This is a genomic window from Celeribacter halophilus, from assembly GCF_900114135.1.
Classification (GTDB): Bacteria; Pseudomonadota; Alphaproteobacteria; order Rhodobacterales; family Rhodobacteraceae; genus Celeribacter; species Celeribacter halophilus.
This window is the reverse complement of sequence record NZ_FORY01000008.1, coordinates 135,321-156,545: the sequence shown is the minus strand read 5'-3', so window position 1 is coordinate 156,545 and position 21,225 is coordinate 135,321. Positions and strand designations below refer to the sequence as shown.

The window sequence follows — 21,225 nt, the reverse complement described above, 5'->3', positions numbered from 1 at the left end:
TTGTCCGGCCACCTCCCAAGAGGACGATTTGCAGCAGCGAGCGTCCTCAGCCCTCCGCTTTCCCGAGCGGAGGGTTTTTTCGCATCTGCAGCGCCCATCCGATTGCCAAGCCGGAGGCAATGGCTACAGTGTGTTCCGACACATATGCACGATGAGAGCAGAAAGGCCGCAGATGGCGCTTGAGGATGCAAAAAACCAGATTGATCTGGCCTTCACTGGAACGGGGCGAGGGCTGGTCTTCGAGAACGCCTTTGGCGGTGCGCTGTCGGCCTTCCGGCGGCGCTATAGCAAGGATCTGGCGGGCGTCGATCTGGCGATCACGGGTGTGCCCTTCGATCAGGCGGTGACCAACCGGCCGGGCACGCGCCTTGGTCCGCGCGCCATTCGCGAGGCCTCCGCGCTACAGGCCTTTGATGCGCCCTATGGCTGGGGCTATTCGCCGTTCGATCTGTTCAACGTGGTGGATTACGGCGATCTGGCCTTTGACTATGCGATGGTGTCGGAATTTCCCGACCGCCTGACCGATCATATCCGCACGATTCTGGCCGCGGGCGCAGGCAGTCTGGTGATGGGGGGCGATCACTATATCAGCTACCCGATTCTGAAAGCCCATGCGGAGAAATTCGGGCCGTTGAGCCTGATCCATTTCGATGCCCATTCGGACACATGGCAGGACGACGATCTCGCGCGGGTCGATCACGGGACGATGTTCTACAAAGCGGTGAAGACCGGCCTGATTGATCCCAAGACCTCTGTCCAGATCGGCATTCGCACCGACAACCCCGACACGATGGGCGTCAATATCATCGACGCGCGCACCGTGCACGAGCGCGGCACAGGGTGGGTCGCGGACGAGGTCAAGAAAATCGTCGGCACGCGGAATTGCTACCTGACCTTTGACATCGACTGCCTCGATCCGGCCTTTGCCCCCGGCACCGGCACGCCGGTCTGGGGCGGTTTGGCAAGCTGGCAGGCCGCCGCGATCCTGCGTGATCTGGCGGGGGTCAGGCTGACCGGCGGCGATGTGGTGGAGGTCTCACCGCCTTTTGACACCACCGGCGCCACCGCCATCGCAGGGGCGCATGTGCTGATGGAATTGATTTGCCTGTATGGCTGGACCCGCAGAGAGGATTTATGAAAATGGTTTTCTGGGGGGCATTGATTGTTTTCGTGGCGCTGCAAGCCATCGTCCGGCTGACGCCGAGTGATCCTGCGCGCTGGCATGTGGACCCGTTCGCCGCCGCAGACCCCGCGCCCGGCGGCGTGAAACGTCTCGTGACCGCACCGCTGCAACCGGAGGAGGCGCTGGCGCGTCTTTCCGCTGTGGCACAGACCGAGCCACGCACGCGCCATGTGGCCGGATCGGTCGAGGAGGGGCGTCTGACCTATCGCACACGCTCGTTTTTCTGGGGATTTCCCGATTACACCACATTGGCCGCCCGCCCGCATGAAGGCGGTGCTGAACTGGCGATTCTGGGCCGTTTGCGCTTTGGCAAAGCCGATTTCGGCGTGAACGCGCGCCGCGCAGAGGCGTGGATCGAGGCGGCTGGGTTTTGAGAGATCACGCGATGATGCTTGACGCGCAGGCGGATCACAGGCAACAGATCACCCCATGATACCCGAAGACCGCTTACACCAGATCCTCCAGCGTTTTGAATTCCTTGAGGCCTCCATGTCGCAAGGCACGGGCGATATTGTCGCCCTTGGCCGCGAATATGCCGAGTTGCGCCCTGTGGTCGAACAGATCCGCAGTTACCAAAGCCTCAGAGAGCAGATTGCCGAGGCCGAAGAAATGCTCGCCGATCCGGAGATGAAGGCGCTGGCCGAAGAGGAACTCCCCGCGCTCAAAGCGGCGATTCCCGAAGCCGAAGAGTCGCTCCAGATCGCGCTATTGCCCAAAGACGCCGCCGATACAGGCTCGGCCATCATCGAGATTCGCCCCGGCACGGGCGGCGATGAGGCAGGGCTGTTCGCCGGTGATCTTTTACGCATGTATCAGCGCTATGCGGAGGCAAAGGGCTGGAACTTCGAGATCATCGAATTGAGCGAGGGCGAGTTGGGCGGCATCAAGGAGGTGATCGCCAATATCAAGGGCGATGGCGTCTTTGCCCGCATGAAATTCGAGAGCGGCGTGCATCGGGTGCAGCGCGTGCCGGAGACCGAAAGTGGCGGGCGGATTCATACCTCTGCGGCCACGGTCGCGGTGCTGCCGGAGGCGCAGGACGTGGATATCGAGATCAACCCCAACGACATCCGGATCGACACGATGCGCTCCTCCGGTGCGGGTGGCCAGCACGTCAACACCACAGATTCGGCGGTGAGGATCACCCATATCCCGTCGGGGATTGTCGTGACGTCTTCGGAGAAATCCCAACACCGCAACCGCGAGATTGCGATGAATGTTCTCAAGGCGCGGCTTTATGATGCGGAGCGCCAAAAGCTTCATGATGCGCGGTCGGCAGACCGGAAGTCGCAAGTCGGCTCGGGGGATCGGTCCGAGCGCATCCGCACTTATAATTTCCCGCAAGGGCGTATGACCGATCACCGCATCAACCTGACGCTCTACAAGCTCGATCAGGTGATGCAGGGTGATCTCGACGAGGTGATCGACGCGCTGATTTCCGATCATCAGGCGGGGCTTCTCGCGGAGATGGAAGCGTGAGCGTCCAGACGGCTCTGATTGCAGGCACCAAACGGTTGAATGAGGCGGGGATCGAGGGTGCGCCCCGAGATGCACGGCTGTTGATGGCGCATGTGTTGGGGATTGCGCCGGGACGGCTGACCTTGGTCCTGCCGGATGCCATCACGGCAGAGCAGGCGCAAGGGTTTGAGCAGGCGATTGAGCGGCGTGCAAAGCGCGAACCGGTCTCGCATATTCTGGGTTACCGCGAGTTCTTCGGGAGGCGGTTCTCCGTGAGCACAGATGTGCTTGACCCGCGTCCGGAAACCGAGGTTCTGATTGCCGAGGCGCTGTCGAAACCCTTCACCTCGGTGTTAGACCTTGGTGTAGGGTCGGGCGCTATCCTTTTGACTTTGCTTGCGGAACAGGTTCTGGCCAAAGGGCTGGGCACGGATGTGTCCGAGGCGGCTTTGGCCGTGGCGCGGGGCAATGCCGATGCTTTGGGCCTGTCGTCGCGTGCGCGGTTTCAACAGGCCGATTGGTGGGACGGTGTCGAGGGGCAGTTCGATCTCATCACCTCCAACCCGCCATATATTGCGGCAGAGGAAATGGCGGCTTTGTCTCCGGAGCTTGCCCATGAACCGCGCGTGGCGTTGACCGACGAGGCGGACGGGCTGAGCTGCTACCGGATCATCGCGGCGCAGGTGCGGGCGTTTCTGGCGCCGCGCGGGCGGGTGCTGGTGGAGATCGGCCCGACACAGGGGGCTGCGGTCTCGGCACTGTTTCTGGAGCAGGGGTTGAAAGCGGTGCGTGTCCTGTCCGACTTTGACGGGCGCGACCGAGTGGTCTGTGCACAGGCCCCGAACCCGCATCCGCGCAACCTCGGCAAATAGGGTTTTGCCGGCACTTTTCCTCGTGGTTCTGCATCGGCGGAAGGGAAAATGTACTTATAGAAAGCAAATGGTAACCTTTCTGTGCAAGAGTTCCGGAAATCGGTAATTTGGCCGGTTTTTCGCGGAAAAAGCCGCATTTCGGCGCATGGGATGTGCAAAAAACGCTTGTAATGCCCGTTCTGGCGTGGTTATTGGAGACAGCGTAAGGCGGAGCTTCTCCCCGACGCTGTTACCCTGCACAGCTTTGACGTTGCGGCTCCCGATACTGGGAGCGCATGGGACAGACAAGCCAATTCAAGGATAAGCCGGTCCATAGAACCCGGCAGACACAGGCTCGACTTTACCGAGACATAGGCTCGAAAGAACAACATATGAGATCTTCCAAAAACCGTTCGCGGTCCAAGAACAACCGCAACCGTTCTGTTGGCAATATCGTCAACCGTGTCTTTGATAGCTCCGGTCCGGAGGGCAAGGTGCGCGGCACGCCGCAGCAGATCATCGAGAAATACAACCAGCTTGCCCGCGACGCGCAGCTTTCGAATGACCGCGTGGCCGCCGAGAACTTCCAGCAGCACGCGGAACATTACTTGCGTCTTCTGGGGCAAGCCCAGAAAGAACAGGAAGCGCAACGCGAACAGCAAGAGCGCGAACAACAGGAACGCCGCGAGCGTCAGGAGGCTGAACGCGCCGAACGCGAGCGCCAGCATCGCAAACGCGAGGCGCAGCAGCAACAACCCGCACAACCTGCGCAACCGGTTGCCGGAGAGGGCGAACAGCCTGATCTGTTGTTCTCCGAAAACAAAGCCGAGGCCAGCGATGCCGGTCTGGTAGAAACACCGGAAGAGGCTCCCAAAGAGGCGCCGAAACCGAAAAAGCCGCGTGCACCGCGCAAGCCGCGCAAAACCAAGGCGGAGCGTGAAGCGGAAGCTGCGGCCAAGGCCGAGAGCGCACCCGCGGAGTCTGAGCCGAAATCTGCACCGGAAACAGCTCCGGACGTGGTCGAGTAAGACCACGTTACGGATGTTCGGGCGCAACCCCGTGCTTTGAGCTTTTGAATATTAAAAACCCCCGTCCGATGTGGCGGGGGTTTTTCTATGGCAGATGGTGGGACGGGCGTTGTGGCTGGGGCCAAGCTGACCGCCCGCAGATCGTTGCGTGACAGTCTAGCCCTTGGCAACCTCGCGGGCTAAGGCACACCAGCCCTCAATAGGCACCTGTTCCGCCCGATCTGTCGGCTTGATCCCTGCGGCGATCAGACGGTCCTCGATATCCGTTGCCGCCCCTTTGAGCGAGGCGCGGAGCATCTTGCGGCGTTGATTGAAACCGGTGGCGACGATGCGTTCGAGCACCTTCGGGTCGGCCTCGAAACGCGGGGCGGGAAGGGCCTCGAAATGCACGACGGCAGAATGGACTTTTGGCGGAGGGCTGAAGGCTTCTGGCGGAAGTTCCATGACGATGCGGGCGTTGGTGCGCCACTGGCTGAGAATCGCGAGGCGACCGTATTTCTTGGAGCCGGGCTGGGCCACGATCCGCTCGGCCACTTCGCGCTGGAACATCAGCGTAAGCGAGGCCCAGTAGGGTGGCCATGCGGGCGGGGTCAGCCAGCGCACCAGAAGCTCCGTGCCGACATTATAGGGCAGGTTGGCGACCACGCGCACCGGCGGGGTGAGGGTTTCGAGCGGGTCGATCTCCAGCGCATCGGCGTTGAGGATGTCGAGCCGCTCCGGATAGATCGCCTGAATGTCGGCCAAAGCCGCCATCGCGCGGCTGTCTTTTTCCACGGCCAGCACCTTGCGCGCGCCTTCAGCCAGCAGACCTCGGGTCAGACCGCCGGGGCCGGGGCCGACTTCGAGCACGTCGCATTTGCTGAGGTCTCCGGCCTGACGGGCGATTCTGGAGGTCAGGTTGAGATCAAGCAGGAAGTTCTGTCCAAGGGACTTCTTGGCCACAAGCCCGTGGGCCTCGATCACCGCACGCAGCGGCGGCAAACCATCGACGGTGCTCATCAGGTGTCTCCCTTTGCGGCCATCTCTGCGGCCATGTTCAGCGCTGCAATCAGGCTGGTCGGATCGGCCAGCCCTTTGCCGGCAATGTCAAAGGCGGTGCCGTGATCCGGCGAGGTGCGGATAAACGGCAGGCCGAGGGTGACATTGACGCCGCCGGAAAAATCAATGGTCTTGATCGGGATCAGCGCCTGATCGTGATAGGCACAAAGCGCCACATCATAGCCCGCACGCGCCTTGGCGTGGAACATGGTGTCCGGCGGCATCGGGCCTTTGAGATCAAAGCCTTCCGCGCCGAGCCGTTCGATCAGCGGGATCATCCAGTCGAGTTCTTCGTGGCCCATTGCCCCGCCTTCGCCCGCGTGCGGGTTCAGCCCCGCAATGGCGATGCGCGGACGCTCGATCCCCCAGAAACGTTTCAAATCCATGGCGGTGATGCGGATGGTTTCTTCGAGCAGCGCGGGGGTGAAGGCCGTGGGCACATCCTTGAGCGCGATATGGATGGTCACCGGCACAACGCGCAATTCGGGGCAGGCCAGCATCATCACCACGCGTTCGACGCCGCCCAGATGGGCAAGAAACTCGGTATGTCCCGGATAGGCGAAATTCGCGCCGTCTTTCAGGACTTTCTTGTGGATGGGGGCGGTGCAGATGGCGGAGGCTTCGCCGGATTGCACCAGAGCGACCGCGCGGGCGATCACGTCGATCACACCGCGGGCATTGGCTAGATCGGGCTGGCCTGCGGTGGCGGGGGCGGCAAAGTCGTGACGCAGCACGGGTAGGGTGCCGGAGGCCACATGATGCGCCTCAGCGGGGGTAGAGATTTCCGCGAAACGGCTGCCTTCGGGCAGGTGACGCGGGTCTCCGATCCAGAAGAACGGCAGGGCACCATCGAGTGCCTGAGCTGCTGCGACCGCCAGTTCCGGCCCAACGCCCGCAGGTTCTCCGCAACTTAGCGCAATCGGCGCGTGTCGACGCCCGCTCATGGGATCACGATGGTGGCGTCGGCCTTGAGTTCCGCAAGGTAGCTGTCCGCCAGAGCGCCGATGCGTTGGGACTGCAACTGGTTACGAATCTGTTCGCGGTCGACATTGCCGGTGTTCTCATAGGTGCGTCCGCACATCATCAGGAAGACCAGAGTTTCGCCATTGGCGCGGGTGAGGGCGGTGGAGACCTCGCCGGGGTCAAGTTTGGACAGTTCGACGGCCACATCCGTGGGGATGTCTCCGGCTGGCAGGGTGTCGATTTGCAGCACCTCTTCCGGCTCGCCCTTGGCAATGCCGTAAAGGTCGTCACAGCTGTCGACGCTGGCTTTGACCTCTGCGGCGCGTTTGAGCGCGGCCTCGGAGCGTCCGCCTGCGATGTAATAGGCGGCGTAGGTGATGGCGTCGGCCTTGGGTGTGGGACGGGTGGTTTCCGCCACGGAGCGCAGCTGGAACAGGCCGATGGCGTTTTGCGTGGACAGGGGCGCTGTGATCTCGCCGGGTTTCAGACCGGCCACGGTGTTGCGCAGGGCAGGCGGCAGATCACCGATGGCAACCCAGTCCATCCGTCCGGCTTTTTCCCGCGAGGGAGCCACGGAATATTCGCTGGCGGCGGCAGCAAAGGCAGAGATCGACGGGCGTGCGGCGATCTGTTTGGCGAGGGCTTCGGATTTGGCTCTCTCTTCCGGTGTGCGTGCAGGCAGGAAGAGTTCGGACAGCAACACGCGCAGGCCGCCTGAGGGGCCGTTGTTCTGCATGGCGCGGTCAACTTCGAGGTCGGAAATCTGGGCCTTGTTGGCAAAGAGACCGCGAGCGATTTCGCGCCACAACAGGCCGGTTGCGACAAAGTCGCGGACGGTTTGCGCGCTGACGCCTTCGCGGGCCATGAGCGAGAGGAATTGTTCGGGTTTCAGCCCGCCACGTCCGGCAAATTCCTGAATACCTGCGGCGACCTGTTCGTCCGTGAGCGACAGGCCGAAACGGTCCGCCATCTCTTTCTTGAGCCGTTCTTCGATCAGGGCATCCAGTGCGGCCTGACGGGTCGGCGTGGCACCCAGCACGGTCATCAACTGGATGCGCTGGTTCAACTCGAATCCGGTGACCACGTTGTCATTGACATAGGCAACAGGGGCAAAGAGGTTTTGCGCGGCGGCACGATCCGGCACGCCTGTCCCGACAAGCACGGCACAGAGGAGCCCGAGGCTCGCTTTCTTCAATCCGGCGATCAGATCAGCCCTGAATTTGCGTGTCATGCCAACTCCCATATTCCACATGCGCCCCAAAAAGCGCGTTACTCGATGTCTTTCTAAGGGGTTTCACAACGCGGGCCAAGTGGATTGCAAAGCCTGACTGCGCACGCGGGGTAAAACTTTGCGGAAGTTCTGCTCAAAAGGCGCATGTGCTGGCCTTGGTCTGTTCTGTTGCAAAGGCCCCGAAGCCCACGGAGAAGGTCACGCGCGTGGTCGGGTCGAGGTCATCCGTGTCCCAGTAGCGGCGCGTCAGGCCGATCTGGACGCGGGTGCATTCGTTTTGAAACTTGATCCCGAGTTTGGCGCGGGTGACTTCGTCATTTTCGAAATCATGCCGGTATTCGCCGGTCAGCGTCCAGTGATCGGCGAGGATCACTTCCCCGTCGAGGGCGAATTCGTTGATCGGCTCGTCGCGGTCCTCCACGGCATCGGCGATCACATAGCTGTAGGTCGTGCCGATGCTGTAGGTGTCGCGCAGATAGTCCAGACGGGTGTCCCATTTGGTCATTTCCGCGTCATTGCCCACCAGCAGACGGTTATAGAGCGACAGGCGGTCGTTAAAGGCCATACGCGCCGCGAGAAGCCAGTCCGATTGGGTGGTCGAGAGGCCGGAAGAGGTGGAATAGCCGTCGGTATCTTCGAGATAGAGCACGCGCCCCAGTGTCACCGCATAGTCGAATGTCGGCCCGTAATGCGAGAATCGCAGACCGGCGGCGGAGGTCAGGCCGGTTTCGCGACGGTCGGCACCGGGAAAGCGCGAAAGTGTCAGCAGGTTGCCTTCGTCAAACTCGATGAACAGCGAATCCGTGTCCGGCACAGAGCCGCCGACACTGTCCGACCAGCCGAGTTGCAGGATCGGTTCAAGGATTTCCGAGGCACCGGAGGCGGTGCTGCGGGTCAGTGGCCAGCTTAGTTTGGTCTCGGCGCTGGCGGTGCCACGCAGGACCGTGCTGTCGTAATCCGAGTTCTGCCGGATGAGATAGGCGTCGGCATAGACGGAGGCCTCATTGTCGAGCCGCAAGCCGCTGTCGAAAATCTTGCTACCGCTCCAAGTGCTTTCCGCACCAAGGCGCAACACATCCGCCCCGTCCACATCATCGTTCGATTCGCGGTAATAGCTCGATGCGGTGAAGCCGTAGCTCAACCGTCCGGGCAGGCTCCACGGCTGGACATAGCGCTCAAAGAGAAACTCCCCGAGCACGGTGGGATTGTCGTTGTTGGTGCCGTCACCCAGATAGCGGCTGTAGGTGATCTCTCCGTCGATCGCCTCTCCGGCGCGGTAGCGTGACAGGTTGACGGTCGATTTGAGGTAATTGCTGTCGGAAATATCGTATTCCGAGAGATAGCTTGTGTCCGAAACCGCAGCGAGGTCGATGTCGAGCGCATAGCCGTTGCGGAGGGTCCAGTCGCCTTCGATTTCGGCATAGGCCCGCAGCCCGTCGGTGGTGTCATCGTCACTGACTGCGCCGTTGATCTCGATATCGCCATTGGTGAATGCCTGACGATAACGCAGGTTCAGCGTTGTTGTGTTGGTCGCCAGATAGGGCGAGACGGTGAGGTCGCGATGATCGCCTATGGTGATGAAATAGGGAATCTCGATCCCTGTGCCCAGCGTCGAGTCGGTGCGCACCTCGGGGACAAGAAAACCGTTGGCGCGTTCGAGCGTCGGGTCCGGCACACGCAGATGCGGCAGCCAGAGCACCGGCACATTCATGATCCGCATCTGGGCATTGGTGAAATAGAGCTGGCGGGCCTCGCTGTCATGCACGATCTCCTGCGCACGGATTTCCCACATGGGCACAGGCCGGTCGGCGCAGACTTCACAGGTCGAGGCCACGGATTTCTGCATCCGCAGGTAACGCCCGTCGATCACGTCAAGACGCGCAGCGGCCAGTTGCATCTGTTGGTCGATCACCATGCGCGCGGAGGTCAGGATGCCGTTTTGCAACTCTGTGTCGAGCTCTGCGGCGGAGGCCAGAACCACCGTGTCGGAGCCGCTTTCCGTCAGGCGGATCGGCCCGTCGATGCTCAGTGCACCTGTGGTCTGGTTGTAGGCAATGCGGCTGGCGGTGAGGCGGGTGCCATCATAGAGCACTTCGACATCACCGGTGGCGACGAGCATCTCCCCGTCAAAGGTTACGCCATTGGCCAGCAGCGCGGTGGGCAGGCTGGCGTCCTGTTGGCTGTCCTGTGCGTGGAGTAGGCTAGGCTGGGCGCCCGCTGTGAGCGCAAGAGCCGCCGTCACTGTGAGATGGCAGGCAAACCGCCTTGCGCCGCCTGTGAGGCGGGCAATACGGGGGCGGGGCGTGGTCATAGACGGGGCAGCAGCTCTCATGTCCTATCCATCTTCCAGATGCAGCAAAAGTGCAAGTGTGGCGAGGATCACCGCCAGCGGTGGCCCCCATGCGGCCAGCGTGATCGGCAGCAATCCATTCTGTCCCATGACAATGGCAAAAGAGCGCAGGAAATAGAACCCGAAGGCCAGAATGATGGCGGTGACCACGAGGGTCGAGGTCCGGCCAAGTCGTGTGTGGCGCATGGTGAAACCGGCGGCGATCAGCATCATCGCGACAAAGGCAAAGGGCAGGGCCAGTTCGCTTTGCAGCCACATCTTGTAGCTGCGTGCGGAAAAACCGGCGTCTTCCAGTTTCTTGATATAGGCCGACATATCCCAGATCGACACAGCCTCCGCCGAGCCGAACCGGTCGCGGATTTCCTCAAGGCTGAGGCTGGTGGGCAGGGTCAGCCGCGCATGGCTCGTGGCGGCGGCTTCCGGATTGGCAGCCCCTTGCAGCGGCCAGCGTTTCGCCTCTGTGAGCACCCATTGACCGTCTTCGATCCGCGCATCGAGCGCTTCGATGCGGAACATCGGCAGGCCCTCGGTGGTAAAGCCCAGAAAGCTGACGTCATACAGGATGGAGCCGTCGAGGTTGGACCGTGTGGCACGGATGACCATCTGGCCGCTTCCTGTGCCTTCGCGCAGCCAGAGCCCTTCGTCGGAGACGGAGAACACCTGACGTTCGCCCTGAAGATACAGGGTTTCGCGCTGGTCATAGGCCCGTTCGGTCGCGGCGGTGAAGGGGTTGAGCACGGCCACGCTGAACAGGCCGAAGACGAAGGCGACAATGGCAATTGGCACAAGAGAGCGCATCGCCCCGCGCCCAGAGGCCCGCGCCACCACCAGTTCCGAGGACCGCGCCAGTCCGAGAAACAGCGTGAGCGTGGCGATCATCACCACGATGGGCAGGATTTCGTAAAGGGTGGTCGGCACGCGCAACAGCGCCATGCCGAGAATGGCCGTGCCGCTGATCTCGACGCCGGAGAAATTGCGGATTTGATCGAGGCTCTCGACCATGGCGATCAGGCCCGCAAAAACCCCCAGCACCATGAGCAGGGCGCGGATATAGCGGCGGGCGAAATAGAGATCGAGCCTCATGGTTTCGCCTCCGTTCCATGTTTTGCACGTCGCCGCGAGCGCCTTGCGGGGCGGGCGGTTTTCCACATCAGCGCCAAGGCCATGAGAACAGCCACCACTGAGGCGACATAGCGCAGCGGCCAGAGCGAGGGATCATCGTTGATCATGCCTTCGAAACTGTTGTCGAGCGATTTGATGATGACCAGAAGCACGATGGCCAGAAGAATCTGTCGCCACAAGCCAAAGCGCGAGAAACCGCCAATGAGCAGCGCGGCAAAGCCGATGAGACAGATGGCGAATCCCTGCACCGCCTTGTTCATGCGTTGGGTGACTTCGGCCAGAACCTGCAAACGGCTGGAGCGCAACTCTTCCAGAAGTGTAGGGCTCGCGCGCAACAGATCGAAACTGTCTGTCGATTTGAGGCTGCGCCTTTGCGCCTGTGTCGTGCCGAACAGCCCCTGCAGACTATAGGCGAAACTGTCGAACCGTGTGACGGAGAGCCGCTGGTCTTCCAGGTCATAGACCTGCGTCATACCGTCGAACATCAAAAGCATCGGCCCGTCCTCGTCTTTGACGATCAAGGCCTGACTGGCGATAAAGCTCTGGCGTTCGCCTTCCGTGCGGCTGTTCGAGAGATAGACATCTTCAAGCTCGCCAGCGGCGGAGATATTGCGGACATAGAAGGTTATGCCTTTGACCGGATGCACGAATGTGCCTTCTGTCAGAAGCCGCGCGGTGATGTCGCCGGCAATCTCGGCGCGGCGCAGGTCCAGTTCGCGTTGCGACAAAGGCACAAGCACATGGGACAGCACCGCAATCATCAAAGCCACGATGACACCGAAATAAAGCACCGGACGGGCCAGACGATAGGGCGAATAGCCTGCGGCCTGAACAACCACCAGTTCGGATTCGGAAGACAAGCGGTTGGTCACATAGACGGTGGCCGCAAAGGCGGCGATGGGAAGCAGATTCACCAGAATGGTCGGCAGGGATAAAAGCGTGAGCTGGAGAAAGGTCGAGGCCGACTGCCCGTCTCCCATAAGCCAGTCCAGCAGGCTCACCGCCTTGTTGACCCAGAAGACCAGAGCCAGAACGAGCGAGAAAAACCCGAACAGCATCAGCAATTGCTGAAGCATGTATTTGTCGAATCTTCCCAAACCCGTTGTCCCGTACCCGTCCTGACCGTTGCGCGCGACCATATCGTTCCCTGCGGCTGGGAGAAAGGTCCAATCTCACTCTGGTCAGCCCCTCGTTTGACCGCTACCTATAGCGGGACATCAATTTACACAGGATTTGATATGACCGCGCTTGTTCAGCTTTCCGTTACCGCCCTCGATCTCGACGCCATTGCCGCCCGTTCTGGCCGCGTGGTTGTTCTCGTCAGCCCCGATGGAAAACTCGGACAGGCGGCGCGGCGGATCAACCGTCTGACCAAAGGCGCGCTGGCGCGTTTTATCGAAAGCGCGGCCTTCGAGACGCTCAAAGAGGGCGAGGCGAAAGAACTGGCCTATCCGACCGGTATGGAAGCGCAGGCCGTGCAGGTGGTCAAACTGGCCAATCAGGCCTCCAGTGATCTGTGCCGCAAGGCAGGCGCGGCCATCGGTGGTGCGCTTGGCAAGGAGGGCGCTCTGGTGCTGCCCGGTAGCGTCAAACGGGTCGAGGAACTGGCCTTGGGACTGGCGCTCAAACATTACAAATTCACCGATCACAAAACCGGCGACGAAAAATCTGCCGCTCCGGAGGTCACGTTTGCGGTGAGCAAACCTGAAACAGTCGATTTCTCCACAGTGACCGCACTGGCCGAAGGGGTGTTCTTCACCCGTGATCTGGTGTCGGAACCGTCCAATGTGCTGACCACCACGGAATTTGCCAATCGGCTCGTGGAGCTTGAAAGCCTTGGCCTCAAGGTCGAGGTCTTCGAAGAGGATCGTCTCGAAGAGCTGGGAATGAACCTCTTGCTCTCCGTGGGCCAAGGCTCTGTGACGCCCACGAAAATGGTTGTGATGCAATGGACCGGCGGCGGAGACAAAGCCCCGCTGGCGCTGGTCGGCAAGGGCGTGGTCTTTGATACGGGCGGCATTTCGCTCAAACCCGCAGGCGGTATGGAAGACATGACCATGGACATGGGCGGCGCGGGCACGGTGTCGGGCGTGATGAAATCGCTCGCCCTGCGCAAGGCGCCGGTGAATGTTGTGGGGCTTGTGGGCCTCGTGGAGAATATGCCTGATGGCAAGGCCACACGTCCCGGCGATGTGGTGACCTCCATGAAGGGCGACACGGTCGAGATCATCAACACCGATGCCGAAGGGCGTCTGGTTCTGGCCGATGTGCTCTGGTATGCGCAGGAAACATTCGCCCCGACCGCAATGATCGACCTCGCCACGCTCACAGGCGCGTGTCTGGTTGCGCTTGGCAACGAGAACGCCGGTGTGTTTTCCAACGATGATGCCTTCTGCAACGGGTTCCTGAAAGCCGCCGAAGCCGAGGGCGAGGGCGCGTGGCGTTTGCCCTTGGGACAGGGCTATGACGACCTCATCAAATCCGATGTGGCGGATATGAAAAATGTCGGCCCGCGTTGGGGCGGTGCGATCACGGCGGCGCAATTCCTGAAGCGTTTCGTCAAGGATGAAACGCCGTGGATGCATCTCGACATTGCAGGTGTGGCCTCGGTCAAATCGCCCACCACATTGGCCCCGAAGGGGGCAACAGGCTGGGGCGTTCTGGCGCTCAACCGGATGATCGACGAGATGAACAAGGAAGGCTAACCCCTTATGGGTGCTGTCTATTTCTATCACCTGACCCGCGCGCCTCTGGTGGAAACGCTGGGCACGCTGGCGGAGAAATCCCTCTCTGCCGGCTGGCGCGTGGAAGTGCGCGGGCGCTCGATCGAGCAGCTTCGCGCACTGGATCAGGCGCTCTGGCTGCGTGAGGGGTTTCTGCCGCATGGCTTGGCGGGCGGTCCGCATGACGCGGATCAGCCGATTCTGTTGTCGGCCACACCGGGGGGCAACGCGGCCTCCTGCGTCATGAGCGTCGGCGGGGCGGAGGTGAGCGCGGAGGAAATTGCCGCCCTTGATCGCGCCTGTATCCTGTTTGACGGGCATGACATGGAGGCGGTGCAACACGCGCGGCATCAATGGAAAAGCCTCACAAGCGCGGGGGCCGAAGCGCAATACTGGTCTGAGGAAAGTGGCCGCTGGGAGAAAAAGGCGGAGAGCAAGGCGGGTTAGGGTGCGCCCTGATCTGTCCGCCTGATGGGCTCGCTCTGGAGCGTGTCTCCCCGCCGCTTAGCGCGTCAGGATCAGCTTGTCCTGTTTGATTTCGATACTGTCATAACGGCGCAGGTAATCCATGCCGAGTAGCGAGCCGAACAGCTCGCCATCCGTCACATAGGCACGTACGCCATCGTCGGTGATGCCCTCAAGGGTCAGGGTGTCGATCTTTACAGAGGCGGTGCGCACCGTGCCATTTGCGGTTTGGGCGCGGCCGGTAAAGGCCAGATTGTCCACATCAACACCGGCTTTCTCCGCATCACTGAGCGACAGCACGACATTTGACGCGCCCGTATCCACCAGAAACTCCACCGGTGCGCCGTTGACCTCGGCAATGATGGAGAAATGTCCGGAATGGTCGCGATCCACGGTGATCACACCGGCGCCATCGCTGATCTGCGCAGGTGCAAAACGCGGGCGCACATCCTGCCATAGCCCCACAGCGGCCAGCGCGCCGATAAAGATCAACGCCCACAGCACGGCATGGCGCAGCATCTGCCCCAGATTGCGCCGGTTGGCGATGACATAATAAAAGGCAATCGCGCCCAGAAGGAGCGACAGGTAGAGTATGCGGGCGGTGTCCATCTGATCCATGAGACTATAGATAGGGGCCCGCGCACGATTTGTCAGCAGGCTGTGCTGCGACAAAGGGCAAAGGGATCAGCCGAGAAAGAACATGTCCTTTTTCCCGTCGGCGACGGACTGCACCGAGAGAGCCGCCAGAAGCATCCCCATCAACCGCGTGACCACATTGATGCCCGTGGCCCCGAAAACGCGTTCCATCGCCCCCGAGAGGGCGAAAAAGGCAAGACAGACCAGTAGGACCGCGACCAGAACCCCCAGCATCAGCAGGATGCCGGCGATGCCGTTGGCCTGATCAATCAACAGGATCATCGAGGTGATCGCCCCCGGACCGGCCAGAAGCGGCGTGGCCAGCGGGAAAACAGAAGGGTCTTCCACAGGCTGGTGTTCAGGGTGCTGGGCATGTTCCTCGCGGCGTTTCGTGCGCTTCTCGAACAGCATCTCCAAGGCGGTCAGAAACAGCAAAAGACCGCCCGCGATGCGAAAGGCAGGCATGGAAATGCCGACGAAGGTCAGCACATGGTCGCCAAAGAGACCGAAAATAGTGAGGATGCCAAAGGCAATCAGCACCGCCCGCAGCCCGATGGCCCGACGGTGGCGGGCGGTTTGCCCCTGTGTGATGGCCACGAAGAGCGGCGCAAGCCCGATCGGGTCGATGATGACGAACAGCGTCATGAAGGCAGTGATCAATACCTGTAGCTCCATCCTGCCGTCTCTCCCTTATCCGCCCGATTTTTCGAGCTTTTCAAGTGCTGCCAGCCAGAGCGCCTCGGCGCGTTCGGTGGCCTCTGTCACTTCGCCATATTTCTTTTGCCAGACGATTGCGGCCTCTTTGTCCTCGTAGAGTTCGGGATTGGCGAGTTTGACCTGAAGCTTCTTGCTCATATCCGTGAGCTTGTTGACCCGTTCCTCACATTTGCGCACCTCGGCACGCAGGGCAAGAATTTCGTCGCGGCTGGCTTTGCGGGGCTTGGGCGCGGCTTTCTCTTTCTTCTCGGATTTGGGCTTGTCGTCGCCTTGCAACAGAAGTTTGCGATAGGCGTCGAGATCTTCCTCATAGGGGGAGACGCGGCCATCTTTGACCAGCCACAGCCGGTCGGCCACGAGGCTCAGAAGGTGCATGTCGTGAGACACCAGCACCACGGCACCGGTGTAGGCCGTGAGCGCCTCGACCAGAGCCTCGCGGCTTTCGATGTCGAGGTGGTTGGTCGGCTCGTCGAGGATCAAGAGATGCGGCGCATCCAGCGTGGCGAGCAAAAGCGACAGGCGGGCTTTCTGGCCCCCTGAAAGACGTCCGACCTCGGTATCGGCCTGATCGGCCCCGAGACCGAATCCCGCCAGTTTGGCCCGCAGTTTCGGCGGATAAAAACCGGGCAGGGCGCTTTGCAAATGCTGCAAGGGTGTTTCGTTCAGGTGCAATTCATCCACCTGATGCTGGGCGAAAAAGCCGATGCGCAGCTTGTTGTGCCGCGTGATCTGCCCGCCCATCGGGTCCAGACGGTTGGACAGGAGTTTCGAGAGCGTCGATTTGCCCTCGCCGTTGCGCCCCAAAAGCGCGATCCGGTCGTCCTGATCAATCCGCAGGTTCAGTCGTTGCAAAACCGCCTTGCCGTCATAGCCGACCGACACGCCCTCCATATTGATGATGGGGGGCGACAGTTCTTCGGGTTCGGGGAAGGAAAAGACCACACGCGCCGCATCTTCGGGCGCGGTGATGGTTTCCATCTTCTCCAGCATTTTAACACGGCTCTGCGCCTGTTTGGCTTTCGAGGCCTTGGCCTTGAACCGGTCCACAAAGCTCTGCAAATGCGCACGATGCAGGTCTTGTTTCTTGGCGGCGGCGGCCTGAACCGCACGTTGGGCGGCGCGGGTCTTGGCGAAATCGTCGTAACCGCCGGAATACAGCGTCAGTTTCTTGCCTTCGAGATGCAGGATCGCGCCTACCGCACGGTTGAGCAGGGCGCGGTCATGGGAAATCAGCAGCACCGTATGCGGATATTTGGCGAGATAGGTCTCAAGCCAGAGCGCACCTTCGAGATCGAGATAGTTGGTCGGCTCGTCGAGCAGCAGGAAATCCGGCTGGGAAAACAGCACGCCTGCCAAGGCCACACGCATCCGCCAGCCGCCGGAAAAGGCGGAGCAGGGCATCTGGATTTCCTTGTCGGTAAATCCCAGACCTTTGAGAATGCTTGAGGCACGGCCTTCGGCACTCCATGCGTCGATATCGGCCAGACGGGTCTGGATATCGGCAATCCTGTGCGGATCGGTCGCGGTCTCGGCCTCCTGCATGAGGCTGGCGCGTTCCTTGTCCTCGGCCAGAACCGTATCCAGCAGGGAAACCTCGTTGCCCGGCACCTCCTGAGCCACGCCGCCGATGCGGGCGCGTTTGGGAATCTCGATGGCGCCGGTCTCCAACACCAGTTCGCCCTTGATGATGCGAAAGAGCGTCGTCTTGCCCGCGCCGTTGCGTCCCACGATGCCGACCTTATGGCCGGTGGGAATGGTGACGGACGCCTCTTCGATGAGAGTGCGGCCTTCGACGGAATATGTGATGTTTTGGATCTTTAACATGTTGCTGACTTGCCTGACGTTTCACGGAAGGTCAATCGCCGCTTTTCAATCGGCGCGCCTCATGCTATCCGGCGCGCAATCTTTGGGCGGGGCTTTTCGGTCCGGCCCGTTCCTTTGACATCACTATGAGGCTCATCCAATGGCGATCCAGCGCACATTCTCCATCATCAAACCCGATGCCACCAAACGCAACCTCACGGGCAAAATCGTTGCCAAGTTCGAAGAAGCCGGCCTGCGCGTTGTCGCATCCAAGCGCATCCAGCTGACCCTTGCTCAAGCGCAAGAGTTCTACGGCGTTCACAAAGACCGTCCGTTCTTCGGCGAACTGTGCGAATTCATGATCTCCGAGCCGATCGTGGTTCAGGTGCTCGAAGGTGAAGACGCGATTGCGAAAAACCGTGAAATCATGGGCGCGACCAATCCGGCAGAAGCCGCAGAAGGTACCATCCGCAAAGAGTTCGCCCTGTCCATCGGTGAAAACTCCGTGCACGGTTCCGACGCTCCGGAAACCGCAGCGCAAGAGATTGCATTCTTCTTCTCCGGTCTCGAACTGGTCGGCTAAGGGGCACACCCTTTCCGTTATGTTTTGGACATGCGAAAGGCCGCTCCTTGGGGGCGGCCTTTTTCTATGAGTATTTTTGCCATCAGAAAGCCGGACCGGTTTTATCCGGTGCTTAGATGTCGGGGGCGGGCGTTATCGTTTGAGACCTGTTCCGATCTCGTTGAGCGCGGCCTCAATACCGCTGGGCGCGGCGGAAGTATCAGCGGCGACCGAGGCGACAATTGCGTCAAAGCGCGTGCGAAGCGCCTCTTTTTCCTTGCCTTTGCAATCGTTCCACGGACGGCCCTGTAGCCCCATCACCATCGCGTAATAGCCGATGAAATGTGGGCGGTGGCCGCTTGCCAGAAGCCGCGCATAGGCGGCGTCCGGTCCTAGCGCGCGCAGCTCTTCGGCGCTCTTGATCCCCGCAGCTGCGAAATTTGCGTCAGATGCGGGGCCAAGGTTGCGAATGGAGGAGACGGGGGCAGGCACAGGCAGGGGCGCTTTGGCGGCTCAGGGTTTGACGACTGTGTCGAGCGCGTGAAGCGTTGCCAGAAGCGGAGCGAGGTCTTCGATCCGCAGCATGTTCGGCCCGTCAGACGGTGCGTTGTCGGGGTCTTCATGGGTTTCGATGAAGAGCCCTGCAACGCCCACGGCCACGGCGGCACGGGCCAGCACGGGGACCATGGTCCGGTCACCGCCGGTGGATGTGCCTTGTCCGCCCGGTTGCTGCACCGAATGTGTGGCGTCCATGATGACCGGATAGCCGGTTTGCGCCATACGCGGCAGGCCACGGAAGTCGCTCACGAGCGTGTTGTAGCCAAAGGAGGTGCCGCGTTCGCAGAGCATGATTTTTTCATTGCCGGTGGAGGCGAGTTTTGCGGCGACATTGTCCATGTCCCAAGGGGCGAGGAACTGTCCTTTTTTGACATTGATGGCTTTGCCGGTTTCGCCTGCGGCCAGCAGAAGGTCGGTCTGGCGGCATAGGAAGGCCGGGATTTGCAGGATGTCGACGGCTTCGGCGGCCATAGCGCATTGCGCGGCTTCATGCACATCGGTGATCACCGGACAGCCGAATTCCTCGCGGATTTTCGACAGGATGGTGAGGCCTTTTTCGGCGCCAAGACCGCGTTTTCCGGACAGGGAGCTGCGGTTGGCCTTGTCATAGGAGCCTTTGAACACAAATTCAGTGCCGGTTTGCGCACAGGCCTCGGCGATCTTTTCGGCCAGCATACGGGCGTGATCGAGGCTTTCCAACTGGCACGGGCCGACGATCAGGCCGAAGGGGCGGGCGTTGGAAAAGGTGACATTGCCGATGGAGACGTCTTTGGCGGTCATAGGGAGCCTCTTTGCTGATGTGCGCAAGCTAAAGCGTTTTTCGATACACCTGAACCACAGGGTTTCGGGACACGCCGCACAATCTGTTGATCTGGTGGGTGTTGATGTGGTGGGCCTTTCACAATCAACTTGTGACACAAGCCAATCGCAAAGCGCCTTATTCCACGAAGCAGGGGCAGGGCGCAAGCCTGTTGCTTTAAGGCAGGATGGTTTGGCAGATCTCCGCGCTTTTGACGGGACTTCTGGTTGGGCGCTGAAACAGACCGCTCAAAAGAAAGAGGAAGCCCGAAGGCTTCCTCGCAATCATCGACAGTTTCCGGTCGGTGTGACCTAGAACGGGATTTCGTCGTCGTCCAGAGACGGACGGCTGGAGCCGCCACCTTGGGGACCGCCCGCGCCACCTGAGCCGCCGCCGTAGCCGCCCTGATCGTAGCCGCCGGAGGGGCCCTGGTCATAGCTGCCGCCACCTTGACCACCGCCATAGTTGTCTCCGCCGCCGCCACCGGAGCGGCCATCGAGCATCACCATGGTCGAGGTGTAGGGGCGCAGCACCACTTCGGTGGAGTAGCGGTCATTGCCTTGTTGGTCCTGCCATTTGCGGGTTTCCAGCTGGCCTTCGAGATAGACCTTCGAGCCTTTGCGCAGATATTGCTCTGCGGTGCGGGCCAGAGGTTCGGAGAAAATCGCTACCGTGTGCCATTGGGTGCGGTCGCGTTTTTCGCCCGTGTTGCGGTCCTTCCAGGTCTCGGATGTTGCGACGCGGAGGTTGCACACCTTGCCGCCGTTCTGGAATGTGCGCACTTCCGGGTCCGCGCCCAGATTGCCCACGAGGATGACTTTGTTCACGGAACCGGCCATGCGATCTACTCCCTGAGATTCTTCAACTTGGACGCACCTTACACCAAACCCGCGCCTGCAATGGAAGGCCAAAATCCGCCTTCGGTGCGCTTGTCCTTTGAAACTTCCGATTTTGCGCCTATATTGCGCGGGATCGGATGGTGGTAAGTGGATTTTTGGATGTATGCAGAGTTTGGAACTTCCGTTGTCGCGTCCCGCACCTCGTCCCGCACTTTGTCCTGTGTAGGGCGATTTCGTCCGGGGATGCGGGCTGCAGCCGTTGCGGTCGCGCTTTTCGGCCTTGTGGATGGCGTTGTTGCCGAAGACATCTTTTCGACCAGCAATCGCATGGCGATCTTTGATTCCCAGCTTTCCGTGCTCGACGGGCGTGCTGCCCAGCAATATTCCAATTCGGTCACGCTTCAGCCCGAACGTTTCGGCTCGGATGCGGCCACGGCAAAATATACCGGCAGCTATAAGGGCCAGTGGTTGCCCGTGGCGGAGGCTATGGCACGCAAACATGACATTCCGACCGATCTGTTCTTGCGCCTTGTGCAGCAGGAGAGCGGTTGGAACCCCTCGGCGCGCAGCCCCAAGGGCGCGACCGGACTGGCGCAGCTCATGCCGGAGACCGCGCGGCTGCTCGGTGTGAATATCAACGACCCGCAGCAAAATCTCGAAGGCGGGGCACGGTATTTGCGGATGATGTTCAACCGGTTCGGCAACTGGCGACTGGCGCTTGCGGCCTATAACGCGGGGCCTTTGGCGGTCGAGAAATACAACGGCGTGCCGCCCTATAAAGAGACGATGAACTACGTCAAAATCATCTACGGATCGTGAGTGTTGCAATGCGCCGCGCCGGAGACGCCGCCAGAATTACCAAAAATCCACAGAGCCGTATCAGGGGCATGATTGAGCGC

General features: G+C 60.8%; 22 protein-coding genes. 10 read left to right on the top strand and 12 right to left on the bottom strand.

All coding sequences use genetic code 11. The annotated features are described in order from the left end of the window. Positions 1 to 172: 172 nt before the first annotated feature. The 5 genes from speB (at position 173) to BM152_RS10450 (ending at position 4,520) form a co-directional block, all read left to right on the top strand. Complete coding sequence (gene speB / locus BM152_RS10470; protein ID WP_066599827.1) at positions 173 to 1,138, top strand: agmatinase; 966 nt, start codon at positions 173 to 175, stop codon at positions 1,136 to 1,138. Further along, positions 1,135 to 1,557, top strand: coding sequence for a DUF1499 domain-containing protein (locus BM152_RS10465; RefSeq protein WP_066599835.1), 423 nt, complete (start codon positions 1,135 to 1,137; stop codon positions 1,555 to 1,557). The genes speB and BM152_RS10465 overlap by 4 nt, the downstream gene beginning before the upstream one ends. 55 nt (positions 1,558 to 1,612) lie before the next feature. Further along, positions 1,613 to 2,662 carry a peptide chain release factor 1 gene (gene prfA, locus BM152_RS10460; protein ID WP_066599844.1) on the top strand — a complete coding sequence of 350 codons (1,050 nt, stop codon included), beginning with the start codon at positions 1,613 to 1,615 and terminating at the stop codon, positions 2,660 to 2,662. After that, the gene (gene prmC, locus BM152_RS10455; RefSeq protein WP_066599847.1) at positions 2,659 to 3,513 is read left to right on the top strand and encodes a peptide chain release factor N(5)-glutamine methyltransferase; all 855 of its coding nucleotides are present in this window, start codon (positions 2,659 to 2,661) and stop codon (positions 3,511 to 3,513) included. The genes prfA and prmC overlap by 4 nt, the downstream gene beginning before the upstream one ends. Before the next feature lie 371 nt (positions 3,514 to 3,884). Next, positions 3,885 to 4,520 (top strand): DUF4167 domain-containing protein, encoded by a 636-nt coding sequence (locus BM152_RS10450; protein ID WP_066599849.1) that lies wholly within the window; start codon positions 3,885 to 3,887, stop codon positions 4,518 to 4,520. A 156-nt stretch (positions 4,521 to 4,676) separates the two neighbouring features. On the opposite strand, the gene rsmA is transcribed toward BM152_RS10450, so the two are convergent. From rsmA to lptF, 6 genes are all read right to left on the bottom strand, one after another. Then, positions 4,677 to 5,519: a 16S rRNA (adenine(1518)-N(6)/adenine(1519)-N(6))-dimethyltransferase RsmA gene (gene rsmA, locus BM152_RS10445; RefSeq protein ID WP_066599852.1), complete on the bottom strand. Its 843-nt coding sequence runs from the start codon at positions 5,517 to 5,519 to the stop codon at positions 4,677 to 4,679. Next, entirely contained in the window at positions 5,519 to 6,502 is a 984-nt protein-coding gene (gene pdxA, locus BM152_RS10440; RefSeq protein ID WP_066599855.1) for a 4-hydroxythreonine-4-phosphate dehydrogenase PdxA, read from the bottom strand. Before pdxA ends, rsmA begins: the two co-directional genes overlap by 1 nt. After that, positions 6,499 to 7,752: a peptidylprolyl isomerase gene (locus BM152_RS10435; RefSeq protein ID WP_074914190.1), complete on the bottom strand. Its 1,254-nt coding sequence runs from the start codon at positions 7,750 to 7,752 to the stop codon at positions 6,499 to 6,501. The genes pdxA and BM152_RS10435 overlap by 4 nt, the downstream gene beginning before the upstream one ends. Before the next feature lie 133 nt (positions 7,753 to 7,885). Next, positions 7,886 to 10,084 (bottom strand): LPS-assembly protein LptD, encoded by a 2,199-nt coding sequence (locus BM152_RS10430; protein ID WP_082715283.1) that lies wholly within the window; start codon positions 10,082 to 10,084, stop codon positions 7,886 to 7,888. 3 nt (positions 10,085 to 10,087) lie between these two features. Beyond that, a complete protein-coding gene (lptG, locus tag BM152_RS10425) occupies positions 10,088 to 11,185 on the bottom strand; it encodes an LPS export ABC transporter permease LptG (protein WP_066599863.1) in 1,098 nt (365 codons plus the stop codon). Then, positions 11,182 to 12,363 (bottom strand): LPS export ABC transporter permease LptF, encoded by a 1,182-nt coding sequence (gene lptF, locus BM152_RS10420; RefSeq protein ID WP_066599871.1) that lies wholly within the window; start codon positions 12,361 to 12,363, stop codon positions 11,182 to 11,184. The genes lptG and lptF overlap by 4 nt, the downstream gene beginning before the upstream one ends. Positions 12,364 to 12,462: 99 nt before the next feature. On the opposite strand from lptF, the gene BM152_RS10415 reads away from it, so the two are divergent. Together BM152_RS10415 and BM152_RS10410 are read left to right on the top strand one after the other, a co-directional pair. Further along, complete coding sequence (locus tag BM152_RS10415) at positions 12,463 to 13,929, top strand: leucyl aminopeptidase (RefSeq protein ID WP_066599873.1); 1,467 nt, start codon at positions 12,463 to 12,465, stop codon at positions 13,927 to 13,929. 6 nt (positions 13,930 to 13,935) lie between these two features. After that, the gene (locus tag BM152_RS10410; protein ID WP_066599875.1) at positions 13,936 to 14,394 is read left to right on the top strand and encodes a DNA polymerase III subunit chi; all 459 of its coding nucleotides are present in this window, start codon (positions 13,936 to 13,938) and stop codon (positions 14,392 to 14,394) included. Between the two features lie 57 nt (positions 14,395 to 14,451). Here BM152_RS10410 and BM152_RS10405 read toward each other — a convergent pair whose 3' ends face one another. From BM152_RS10405 to BM152_RS10395, 3 genes are all read right to left on the bottom strand, one after another. Continuing rightward, entirely contained in the window at positions 14,452 to 15,021 is a 570-nt protein-coding gene (locus BM152_RS10405) for a retropepsin-like aspartic protease family protein (RefSeq protein ID WP_231730468.1), read from the bottom strand. 75 nt (positions 15,022 to 15,096) lie between these two features. Further along, complete coding sequence (locus BM152_RS10400) at positions 15,097 to 15,723, bottom strand: MarC family protein (RefSeq protein WP_074914168.1); 627 nt, start codon at positions 15,721 to 15,723, stop codon at positions 15,097 to 15,099. A 15-nt stretch (positions 15,724 to 15,738) separates the two neighbouring features. After that, positions 15,739 to 17,589 carry an ABC-F family ATP-binding cassette domain-containing protein gene (locus BM152_RS10395; protein WP_066599882.1) on the bottom strand — a complete coding sequence of 617 codons (1,851 nt, stop codon included), beginning with the start codon at positions 17,587 to 17,589 and terminating at the stop codon, positions 15,739 to 15,741. A gap of 139 nt (positions 17,590 to 17,728) precedes the next feature. Here BM152_RS10395 and ndk point away from each other — a divergent pair, with 139 nt between their 5' ends. Next, entirely contained in the window at positions 17,729 to 18,151 is a 423-nt protein-coding gene (ndk, locus tag BM152_RS10390; protein ID WP_066599890.1) for a nucleoside-diphosphate kinase, read from the top strand. 132 nt (positions 18,152 to 18,283) lie between these two features. Here the strand turns inward: ndk and BM152_RS10385 are convergent, their stop codons facing one another. Together BM152_RS10385 and kdsA are read right to left on the bottom strand one after the other, a co-directional pair. Then, positions 18,284 to 18,622: a TfoX/Sxy family DNA transformation protein gene (locus BM152_RS10385; protein ID WP_066599896.1), complete on the bottom strand. Its 339-nt coding sequence runs from the start codon at positions 18,620 to 18,622 to the stop codon at positions 18,284 to 18,286. A 21-nt stretch (positions 18,623 to 18,643) separates the two neighbouring features. Beyond that, positions 18,644 to 19,468, bottom strand: a complete 825-nt coding sequence (gene kdsA / locus BM152_RS10380) for a 3-deoxy-8-phosphooctulonate synthase (RefSeq protein WP_066599898.1) — start codon at positions 19,466 to 19,468, stop codon at positions 18,644 to 18,646. Between kdsA and BM152_RS18970 the strand changes: the two genes are divergently transcribed. Continuing rightward, on the top strand, positions 19,458 to 19,802 hold the full coding sequence (locus BM152_RS18970; RefSeq protein WP_211435251.1) for a hypothetical protein: 345 nt from the start codon (positions 19,458 to 19,460) through the stop codon (positions 19,800 to 19,802). The two genes, kdsA and BM152_RS18970, sit on opposite strands and share 11 nt — an antisense overlap. On the opposite strand, the gene ssb is transcribed toward BM152_RS18970, so the two are convergent. Next, positions 19,799 to 20,326 (bottom strand): single-stranded DNA-binding protein, encoded by a 528-nt coding sequence (gene ssb, locus BM152_RS10375; RefSeq protein WP_066599900.1) that lies wholly within the window; start codon positions 20,324 to 20,326, stop codon positions 19,799 to 19,801. The genes BM152_RS18970 and ssb overlap by 4 nt on opposite strands. A gap of 243 nt (positions 20,327 to 20,569) precedes the next feature. On the opposite strand from ssb, the gene BM152_RS10370 reads away from it, so the two are divergent. Then, positions 20,570 to 21,145 (top strand): lytic transglycosylase domain-containing protein, encoded by a 576-nt coding sequence (locus BM152_RS10370; RefSeq protein ID WP_066599903.1) that lies wholly within the window; start codon positions 20,570 to 20,572, stop codon positions 21,143 to 21,145. Positions 21,146 to 21,225: the final 80 nt, after the last annotated feature.

Excerpts from the sequence above, each read along its gene's own strand:
- speB (WP_066599827.1), top strand. The coding sequence starts at position 173 with ATGGCGCTTGAGGATGCAAAAAACCAGATTGATCTGGCCTTCACTGGA.
- BM152_RS10465 (WP_066599835.1), top strand. The coding sequence starts at position 1,135 with ATGAAAATGGTTTTCTGGGGGGCATTGATTGTTTTCGTGGCGCTGCAA.
- prfA (WP_066599844.1), top strand. The coding sequence starts at position 1,613 with ATGATACCCGAAGACCGCTTACACCAGATCCTCCAGCGTTTTGAATTC.
- BM152_RS10450 (WP_066599849.1), top strand. The coding sequence starts at position 3,885 with ATGAGATCTTCCAAAAACCGTTCGCGGTCCAAGAACAACCGCAACCGT.
- rsmA (WP_066599852.1), bottom strand. The coding sequence starts at position 5,519 with ATGAGCACCGTCGATGGTTTGCCGCCGCTGCGTGCGGTGATCGAGGCC.
- pdxA (WP_066599855.1), bottom strand. The coding sequence starts at position 6,502 with ATGAGCGGGCGTCGACACGCGCCGATTGCGCTAAGTTGCGGAGAACCT.
- BM152_RS10435 (WP_074914190.1), bottom strand. The coding sequence starts at position 7,752 with ATGACACGCAAATTCAGGGCTGATCTGATCGCCGGATTGAAGAAAGCG.
- BM152_RS10430 (WP_082715283.1), bottom strand. The coding sequence starts at position 10,084 with ATGAGAGCTGCTGCCCCGTCTATGACCACGCCCCGCCCCCGTATTGCC.
- lptG (WP_066599863.1), bottom strand. The coding sequence starts at position 11,185 with ATGAGGCTCGATCTCTATTTCGCCCGCCGCTATATCCGCGCCCTGCTC.
- lptF (WP_066599871.1), bottom strand. The coding sequence starts at position 12,363 with ATGGTCGCGCGCAACGGTCAGGACGGGTACGGGACAACGGGTTTGGGA.
- BM152_RS10415 (WP_066599873.1), top strand. The coding sequence starts at position 12,463 with ATGACCGCGCTTGTTCAGCTTTCCGTTACCGCCCTCGATCTCGACGCC.
- BM152_RS10410 (WP_066599875.1), top strand. The coding sequence starts at position 13,936 with ATGGGTGCTGTCTATTTCTATCACCTGACCCGCGCGCCTCTGGTGGAA.
- BM152_RS10405 (WP_231730468.1), bottom strand. The coding sequence starts at position 15,021 with ATGGACACCGCCCGCATACTCTACCTGTCGCTCCTTCTGGGCGCGATT.
- BM152_RS10400 (WP_074914168.1), bottom strand. The coding sequence starts at position 15,723 with ATGGAGCTACAGGTATTGATCACTGCCTTCATGACGCTGTTCGTCATC.
- BM152_RS10395 (WP_066599882.1), bottom strand. The coding sequence starts at position 17,589 with ATGTTAAAGATCCAAAACATCACATATTCCGTCGAAGGCCGCACTCTC.
- ndk (WP_066599890.1), top strand. The coding sequence starts at position 17,729 with ATGGCGATCCAGCGCACATTCTCCATCATCAAACCCGATGCCACCAAA.
- kdsA (WP_066599898.1), bottom strand. The coding sequence starts at position 19,468 with ATGACCGCCAAAGACGTCTCCATCGGCAATGTCACCTTTTCCAACGCC.
- ssb (WP_066599900.1), bottom strand. The coding sequence starts at position 20,326 with ATGGCCGGTTCCGTGAACAAAGTCATCCTCGTGGGCAATCTGGGCGCG.
- BM152_RS10370 (WP_066599903.1), top strand. The coding sequence starts at position 20,570 with ATGCGGGCTGCAGCCGTTGCGGTCGCGCTTTTCGGCCTTGTGGATGGC.